Source organism: Bradyrhizobium sp. Leo170 (genome assembly GCF_004296405.1).
Classification (GTDB): Bacteria; Pseudomonadota; Alphaproteobacteria; order Rhizobiales; family Xanthobacteraceae; genus Bradyrhizobium.
In genome coordinates, this window is the sequence record NZ_PSRR01000061.1 from 25,295 (window position 1) to 32,457 (window position 7,163).

At 63.9% G+C, this 7,163-nt stretch carries 8 protein-coding genes; 7 read left to right on the forward strand and 1 reads right to left on the reverse strand.

The genetic code is table 11. The features are described 5' to 3' along the window. Nucleotides 1-71: 71 nt before the first annotated feature. The 5 genes from tatB to surE all read left to right on the forward strand — a co-directional run bounded on the left by tatB (nt 72) and on the right by surE (nt 4,134). A complete protein-coding gene (gene tatB, locus CWO89_RS13565) occupies nt 72-608 on the forward strand; it encodes a Sec-independent protein translocase protein TatB (protein WP_130579161.1) in 537 nt (178 codons plus the stop codon). Beyond that, entirely contained in the window at nt 605-1,414 is an 810-nt protein-coding gene (tatC, locus tag CWO89_RS13570) for a twin-arginine translocase subunit TatC (protein WP_130579163.1), read from the forward strand. Before tatB ends, tatC begins: the two co-directional genes overlap by 4 nt. 111 nt (nt 1,415-1,525) lie before the next feature. Then, nucleotides 1,526-2,869: a serine--tRNA ligase gene (gene serS / locus CWO89_RS13575; RefSeq protein ID WP_130579165.1), complete on the forward strand. Its 1,344-nt coding sequence runs from the start codon at nt 1,526-1,528 to the stop codon at nt 2,867-2,869. 14 nt (nt 2,870-2,883) lie between these two features. Next, on the forward strand, nt 2,884-3,276 hold the full coding sequence (locus CWO89_RS13580; RefSeq protein ID WP_130579167.1) for a hypothetical protein: 393 nt from the start codon (nt 2,884-2,886) through the stop codon (nt 3,274-3,276). A 90-nt stretch (nt 3,277-3,366) separates the two neighbouring features. Beyond that, nucleotides 3,367-4,134, forward strand: a complete 768-nt coding sequence (gene surE, locus CWO89_RS13585; RefSeq protein ID WP_130579169.1) for a 5'/3'-nucleotidase SurE — start codon at nt 3,367-3,369, stop codon at nt 4,132-4,134. A gap of 33 nt (nt 4,135-4,167) precedes the next feature. On the opposite strand, the gene CWO89_RS13590 is transcribed toward surE, so the two are convergent. Continuing rightward, complete coding sequence (locus tag CWO89_RS13590) at nt 4,168-4,545, reverse strand: response regulator (protein ID WP_028165592.1); 378 nt, start codon at nt 4,543-4,545, stop codon at nt 4,168-4,170. Between the two features lie 288 nt (nt 4,546-4,833). Between CWO89_RS13590 and CWO89_RS13595 the strand changes: the two genes are divergently transcribed. Beyond that, entirely contained in the window at nt 4,834-5,484 is a 651-nt protein-coding gene (locus CWO89_RS13595; protein WP_207234475.1) for a protein-L-isoaspartate(D-aspartate) O-methyltransferase, read from the forward strand. Nucleotides 5,485-5,594: 110 nt separating this feature from the next. Further along, the gene (locus CWO89_RS13600; protein ID WP_130579171.1) at nt 5,595-6,965 is read left to right on the forward strand and encodes a peptidoglycan DD-metalloendopeptidase family protein; all 1,371 of its coding nucleotides are present in this window, start codon (nt 5,595-5,597) and stop codon (nt 6,963-6,965) included. The last annotated feature ends 198 nt before the right edge of the window (nt 6,966-7,163 follow it).

A 7,163-nucleotide genomic window follows, 5' to 3' on the forward strand; every position in this document is an offset into this window, starting at 1 on the left:
GAAAAAACACGTGCGACCCCAAATCCTGTTACAAGGGCCGGGGTTGTTTGCGCGCGTGAGCGGAATCTTTCATGTTCGACATCGGGTGGAGTGAACTGGTCGTCATCGCGGTCGTCGCGCTGATCGCCATCGGCCCGAAAGAACTCCCCGGCGTGCTCCGGATGGTGGGCCAGTGGATGGGCAAGGCACGCCGGATGGCTGCTGAATTCCAGGGCCAGTTCCAGGAAGCCATGCGCGAGGCCGAGATGGCCGAGCTCAAGAAGGGCTTTGACGACGTCAGGGAAGCCGCCACGGGCATTACCAGCGGGAATGTCATGACGTCACTGCAGAAGGACGTGAACGACGCCCTGCAGATCGGCGACATCGAGAAGCCCGCGGAGGCCAAGCCTGCGGATGCGCCGGCCGCTCTGCCGCCGGCATCGCCGGGTGATACGCCGGTAATTCCAACGACGCCGGCCGCACCTACGCCGGAGACCTTTGTGGAAGCCGAAGCGCACGCGGCGGCGAACGAGCCGCTCGCGATTGTCAAAGAGGCTGAGCCGCAGCCGGCAACGCCGCAGGACACGCCTGAGGTGCCCGACGTGCAAAAGAGCGCCAAAGCGTCATGAGCGCCGAAGACATCGAAGCCAGCAAGGCGCCGTTGATGGACCACTTGATCGAGCTGCGCTCGCGGCTGATCAAGGCGCTGCTTGGATTCGGCGTGGCCTTCATCTTCTGCTTCTTCTTCGCCAAGCAGATCTACAACGTGCTGGTGTGGCCGTTCGTCTGGGTCGCCGGGCCTGAGAACTCGAAATTCATCTACACCGCGCTGCTGGAATATTTCATCACCCAGCTCAAGCTTGCGCTGTTCGGCGCCGGCTTCATCTCGTTCCCGATCGTCGCAACCCAGATCTACAAGTTCGTGGCGCCCGGGCTTTATCGGCACGAGCGCAACGCGTTCCTGCCATATCTGATCGCCACTCCCGTGTTCTTCGTGGCCGGCGCGATGCTGGTCTATTTCGTGGTGCTGCCGATGCTGGTGCGGTTCTCGCTGGGCATGCAGCAGATGGGCGGCGCGGAGACCGCGCAGATCCAGCTTCTGCCGAAGGTCGGCGAATATCTGTCGCTGATGATGTCGCTGATCTTCGCCTTCGGCATCGCCTTCCAGCTCCCGGTGATCCTGACGCTGCTTGGCCGCATCGGCATCGTGACCTCGCAGATGCTGCGCGAGAAGCGGCGCTATTTCATCGTCATCGCTTTCATCATTGCCGCGGTCCTGACCCCGCCGGACGTGCTGAGCCAGGCCTCGCTCGCGATCCCCTTGCTGGCGCTCTACGAGGGCGCCATCATCGCCGTGCGCGTGGTGGAGAAGAAGGCAGCCGCCGCCCGAACCTCGGCCGGCGGCACACCCAGCGCCACCAATCCGGCCGAGTAGGGCGTTATTCGTCATGCCCGGGCTTGTCCAGGGCATCCACGTCTTTTACAGACCTTGCAATCGAGGCGTGGATGGCCGGGACAAGCCCGGCCATGACGTAGGAATGTGGTCATGCACGACATCAAAGCGATCCGCGACAATCCCGAGGCTTTCGACGTCGGAATGAAACGGCGCGGGTTTGCGCCCCTGTCGCCGTCGTTGCTTGCGATCGACGAGAAACGCCGCGCGGCAATTCTGACGTCCGAGCAGGCGCAGGCACGGCGCAATGCGGCGTCCAAGGAGATCGGCGAAGCCAAGAAAGCCAAGGACGAGACGCGCGCGGCGAAGCTGATGGCTGAAGTCGCGGAGCTCAAGACCTCGCTGCCGGAGCTCGAGGCCGCCGCGAAGGTGGCCGATGAGGAATTGAACACGCAACTCGCCGCGCTTCCGAACTTGCCCGCGGACGATGTGCCTGATGGCGTCGACGAGCACGGCAACGTGCAGCACCACCTCTTCGGCGCGCCGCGACAGTACGGTTTTGCGCCGAAGCCGCATGACGATCTCGGCGGCGCTCTCGGCAACATGGATTTCGAAGCGGCCGCGAAATTGTCGGGCGCGCGCTTCGTCGTGCTGAAGAAGGGATTGGCGCGGCTGGAGCGGGCGATCGGGCAATTCATGCTCGACCTGCACACCAATGAGCACGGCTACACCGAAATCAATCCGCCGCTCCTGGTGCGCAACGAGGTGATGTTCGGCACCGGGCAATTGCCGAAATTCGAGGACGACCAGTTCTGGGCGATCAAGGGCGAATTGCTGACTGCCGGTGAAGAGCGGCTGAAGAGCGAGCGTCTCGGACTGATCCCGACCGCCGAGGTCTCGCTGACCAATCTCGTCCGCGAATCCATCGTCGACGAAAAAGAGCTGCCGATGCGGTTGACCGCGCTCACGCCCTGCTTCCGCGCCGAAGCGGGCGCCGCCGGCCGCGACACGCGCGGCATGATCCGCCAGCACCAGTTCACGAAGGTCGAGCTGGTCTCGATCACGACGCCTGAGACCAGTCGCGACGAGCATGAGCGCATGCTGGCTTGCGCCGAGGAAGTGCTGCGCCAGCTCGACCTGCATTATCGCGTGATGACGCTGTGCGCCGGCGACATGGGCTTCTCCGCGCAGAAGACCTACGACATCGAAGTGTGGATGCCAGGACAATTCTCAAGTCAGGGCGATGGCGGCGCCTATCGTGAGATCTCGAGCTGCTCGGTCTGCGGCGATTTCCAGGCCCGGCGAATGGATGCGCGCTACCGCCCCAGTGACGGCAAGCCACGCTTCGTGCACACGCTGAACGGCTCCGGCACCGCGGTCGGCCGAGCGCTGATCGCCGTGATGGAAAACTATCAGCAGCAGGACGGCTCGATTGCCGTTCCCGACGTGCTGCAGCCCTATATGGGCGGCTTGAAAGTGATCGAGCACGACAAGTGAAGTGAACCTGCAAGATGGCGCTGCATCGCGACATCTACTGGATCGGACGGCAGTGGGCCGTCACCGGTTTCGGGATGCAACTGATCGATCAACGGCACGGCGGAAAGTTCGATATCGAGATCGCACGGCTCTGGGACGAGGGGCTCGCGGGCGATCTGGGCGCGCAGACATGGTTCGATCCGGTCGATTTTGGCAAAGGGCTTTGGGTCGCGCGGCAGCGCCACACGAAACCGCCTGTAACCGCTGAGGTCGATTCGGCGGCCGAGCCGCCGCCGGTCGCCGGGAAAGTGGAGGTAGCGACCACTGGAGCCGGTGAGCCGCCACCGCAGAAAACCACAGGATTTCAGCTTCGGATCGCCGGCAGCGCCAAATTCCTGCGTCCCTGGCGTGTCCGGATGAAGCGGTAACAACCCGCAAATCGCCGGGGTTTGCCTCTGCGGCGTTTGCCGGTTAAGACCTTTGGCAAGACAGGCGATCGAACAGGGCATTTTGAACGGATGCGAATTCTCTGCACCAATGATGACGGCATCCACGCGCCGGGGTTGAAGGTCGTCGAGCAGATCGCGCGCAGTTTGTCCGACGACGTCTGGATCGTGGCTCCGGAGCTCGACCAGTCCGGCGTGTCGCATTCGCTGTCGCTGAACGATCCCTTGCGGCTGCGCGAGATCGGTCCGCGCCACTTTGCCGTCCGGGGGACGCCGACGGACTGCGTGATCATGGGCGCACGCCATATCCTCGGTCCCAAACTGCCGGATCTCGTGCTGTCGGGCGTCAACAAGGGCCGCAACGTCGCCGAGGACGTGGTCTATTCCGGCACCATCGCCGGCGCACTCGAGGGCACCATACTGGGCCTGCCGTCATTTGCGCTGTCGCAGGAATTCAGCCTCGAGACCCGTGAAAAGCCGCTCTGGGACACCGCGCTGCAATTCGGTCCCGACATCGTGCGCAAGGTGATGGATGCCGGCATTCCCAAGAACACGGTGATCAATGTCAATTTCCCGGCCTGCGTGCCGGAGGACGTCAAGGGCATCCGCGTCACCCGGCAGGGCAAGCGCAATCTCGGTTTCCTGAAGATCGATGAGCGCCGCGATGGCCGCGGCAATCCCTATTTCTGGATCGGTTTTGAGCGCACGGCGATGATGGACACGCCGGCGGAAGGCACCGATCTCGCGGCGCTTGCGGCGCGCTACGTGTCGGTCACGCCGCTGCGGCTCGACCGCACCGATGAGGCATTCTCGGAAGCGCTGACGTCGACGCTGAAATAGCTCCATCCGGGCTACGGATTTGCCTTGTGAATGCTAGACCGGTGCGCTCTTGAGCGTGCTGTCGATCAGTTGGGCGAGCGTTTCAAGCTGGAATGGCTTCTGCAGCGCGGGGCGATCGCGATATTCCTCCGGCAGGCCCGAAGAGCCATAGCCGGTCGCGAAAATGAAGGGACGGTTGCGCGCGTTGATCAGTTCGGCGACGGGTGTGATCACCTTGCCGTTGACATTGACATCAAGGATCGCGAGGTCGAACTCGGTCGACTGCGCGAGCTTGACCGCTTCTGAGATTTCCCCGGCCTCGGCCGCCACGCTGTGACCCAGCTCTTCCAGCATGTCGGCGACCATCATCCGGATCATGACCTCGTCTTCGACGAGAAACACAGAACAGCCCTCAGGCCGTGCGGTAGTCATGTCGGAATCCTTGCCTGTCCCCGCGCCACGTTCGCAAATATCTCCCGCAGGCGCAACGTAAACGTTCGCGCTCATGCTCGCCTCACAGAGCCTCGATCGTGCGTCGTCGCCGATCATATGGGGAATAAAATACTTGCTCGCCAACGCCGCGTCATGGCTATGGTTCCGGGGAGGGAACGCGATCGTGAGGGAAATTTTCCTCAACGCGGGATTTCGAGTTGGTGTGGCATTAATCGGCTAGGATCGTGCTCGGCAACCGTGCCGCGCAGCAAGCTTACGAGACCCGCTATGGCCAGCACATCTGAGCCGCCCGAGAAAATGATGTTTCAGCTCGCGCTGAGGCGGCGCGGCATCAGCGACCAGTCGGTGCTTCGTGCGATGGAGGAGGTGCCGCGCGAGCGCTTTGTCGCGGCCAATGACCGCGACCATGCCTACCGCGACAGCGCGCTCGGCATCGCCTGCGGGCAGACCATCAGCCAGCCCTTCGTCGTCGCCTACATGACCGAACAGCTCCAGCTCAACCGGGAGCACCGGGTGCTCGAGATCGGCACCGGCTCCGGCTACCATGCCGCGGTCCTCTCGCGGCTGTGCAAGCATGTGCTGACGATCGAGCGGTACCGGACATTGGCCGATACCGCCCGCCAGCGGCTGGAGAAGCTCGACTATTACAATATCGAGGTCATGCTCGGCGATGGCTTCGACGTGCCCGCCGGCGCCGGCGATTTCGACCGCATCATCGTCACCGCCGCGATGGAGCAGATTCCGGAGAAGCTTTTGCAGCGGCTCGAGGTCGGCGGCATCCTGATCGCGCCGGTCGGCCCACACCATGGTACCCAGACGCTGGTCCGGGTGATCAGGACCGAGACCGGCTTCGAGCGCAAGGAATTGGTCGACGTGCGCTTCGTGCCGGCCCTGCCGGGGGTGGCGCGGGAACTGTAGAGTCTGGGGATTGCTGCCTCGCGCCAATACCTTATTCCGAAGGTTAAGCGCTTGTTTACTCGGTACGTGTTTACTCAAAACAGTATTTTGTTGCGTACGAGTGAGTAACCATGTCCGCTGTCGTCGAGTTGCTTCGCTCGCGCCGCGTCCCGCATGTGGCGGTGCTGGCGCTGATGTCGGTCGGTTTTGCCGGGTGCAGCGGCGACATGTCGACGCGCTTCTCGCAAAACTCCTATTCCAACAATCCCTTCGCCTTCGAGCCTCAGGCGACCGGCTCGGTGCCGCAGCAGCCGGTCGAGCGGCGTGAGCTGCCGCAATATGCGCGGCCGCAATCGCCGTATTCGCAGTCGCAGTCCTATCAATCCCAGCCGCTGCCGCCGCCGGTTGCTGCGCCGCAATCCTATCCGGTCTCCAACTCCGGCGTGTCAGGAGGCGGGCGGGGCGTGGCATCCTATGCGCCGCCACAACAACCGCCGCGCCTTGAGGCCACGGGGACCGTGCCGCAGTCGGTGGCGCGCGCGCCCGCAGGCCACGGCGGCACCACGATCATCGTCGGCACCAGCGATACGCTGGAAGTGCTGTCGAAGCGCTACAACGTCTCGACCGCCGAAATCCTGCGCGCCAACGGCTACAAGGGGCCGCGCGCGCTGTCGCCCGGCCAGCAGCTTGTCATCCCGCGCCCGGCTGCGGTGGCGGCAGCGCCAGCACCTGCTGTCGCGCCGCCGGTGAGCAAGCCGGTCGCCGTCGCAGCCACTGCCGGAGGCGTCCATTACGTCAACAAGGGCGACACGCTGCACAGCATCGCGCGCCAGCATCACGTCTCGCCGGCCGAGCTTGCGAAGGCCAACCATCTCGATCAGTCGGCCAAGCTCAGCCTTGGCATGAAATTGACCGTCCCGGGCGCCAAGACGGCCGCGGCTGCGCCCGCAGCGCCGGCACCCGCATTGGCACCGGCTCCCGTGCCGGCTGCTCCGGCACCGAAGGTGGTTGCGACCGCGCAGCCGCAAAGCGCCCGGCTGGTCCAGCCCGCGGCGAATGTCGAACAGCCTGCTCCGGTCGCCGAACCGGTGGCGGTCAAGCCGAGCGAGACCACCAGCTCGTTGCCGACCTTCCGCTGGCCGGCCCGCGGCAAGGTGATCACCGGCTATGGCGCCAAGACCAACGGCAAGTCCAATGACGGCATCAACCTTGCGGTGCCGGAGGGCACGCCGGTGAAGGCCGCCGAGGATGGCGTCGTCGCCTATTCCGGCAACGAACTGAAGGGTTATGGCAATCTGGTCCTGGTGCGGCACTCCAACGGCTACGTCACCGCATATGCCCATGCGAGTGAGCTGCTCGTGAAGCGCGGCGATACGATCAAGCGCGGTCAGGTGATTGCCAAGTCGGGCCAGTCGGGAGAGGTGACTTCGCCGCAGCTTCACTTCGAGATCCGCAAGGGATCATCCCCGGTCGACCCGCTGCAATTCCTCAACGGGGCGTGAGGCGCGAGTTCGCGGGACTATCACTCTCCGCAGATGCGCTGTCATCGCCCGGCTTGACCGGGCGATCCAGTATTCCAGAGACAGTCGTAGTTGAGTCGAGAGGCCGCGGCGTACTGGATTCCCCGCCTTCGCGGGGAATGACGGCGATCAGCTCCGTAGCCCGGATGGAGCGAAGCGTAATCCGGGATCGGTCTATGG

Excerpts from the sequence above, each read along its gene's own strand:
- tatB (WP_130579161.1), top strand. The coding sequence starts at position 72 with ATGTTCGACATCGGGTGGAGTGAACTGGTCGTCATCGCGGTCGTCGCG.
- tatC (WP_130579163.1), top strand. The coding sequence starts at position 605 with ATGAGCGCCGAAGACATCGAAGCCAGCAAGGCGCCGTTGATGGACCAC.
- serS (WP_130579165.1), top strand. The coding sequence starts at position 1,526 with ATGCACGACATCAAAGCGATCCGCGACAATCCCGAGGCTTTCGACGTC.
- CWO89_RS13580 (WP_130579167.1), top strand. The coding sequence starts at position 2,884 with ATGGCGCTGCATCGCGACATCTACTGGATCGGACGGCAGTGGGCCGTC.
- surE (WP_130579169.1), top strand. The coding sequence starts at position 3,367 with ATGCGAATTCTCTGCACCAATGATGACGGCATCCACGCGCCGGGGTTG.
- CWO89_RS13590 (WP_028165592.1), bottom strand. The coding sequence starts at position 4,545 with ATGACTACCGCACGGCCTGAGGGCTGTTCTGTGTTTCTCGTCGAAGAC.
- CWO89_RS13595 (WP_207234475.1), top strand. The coding sequence starts at position 4,834 with ATGGCCAGCACATCTGAGCCGCCCGAGAAAATGATGTTTCAGCTCGCG.
- CWO89_RS13600 (WP_130579171.1), top strand. The coding sequence starts at position 5,595 with ATGTCCGCTGTCGTCGAGTTGCTTCGCTCGCGCCGCGTCCCGCATGTG.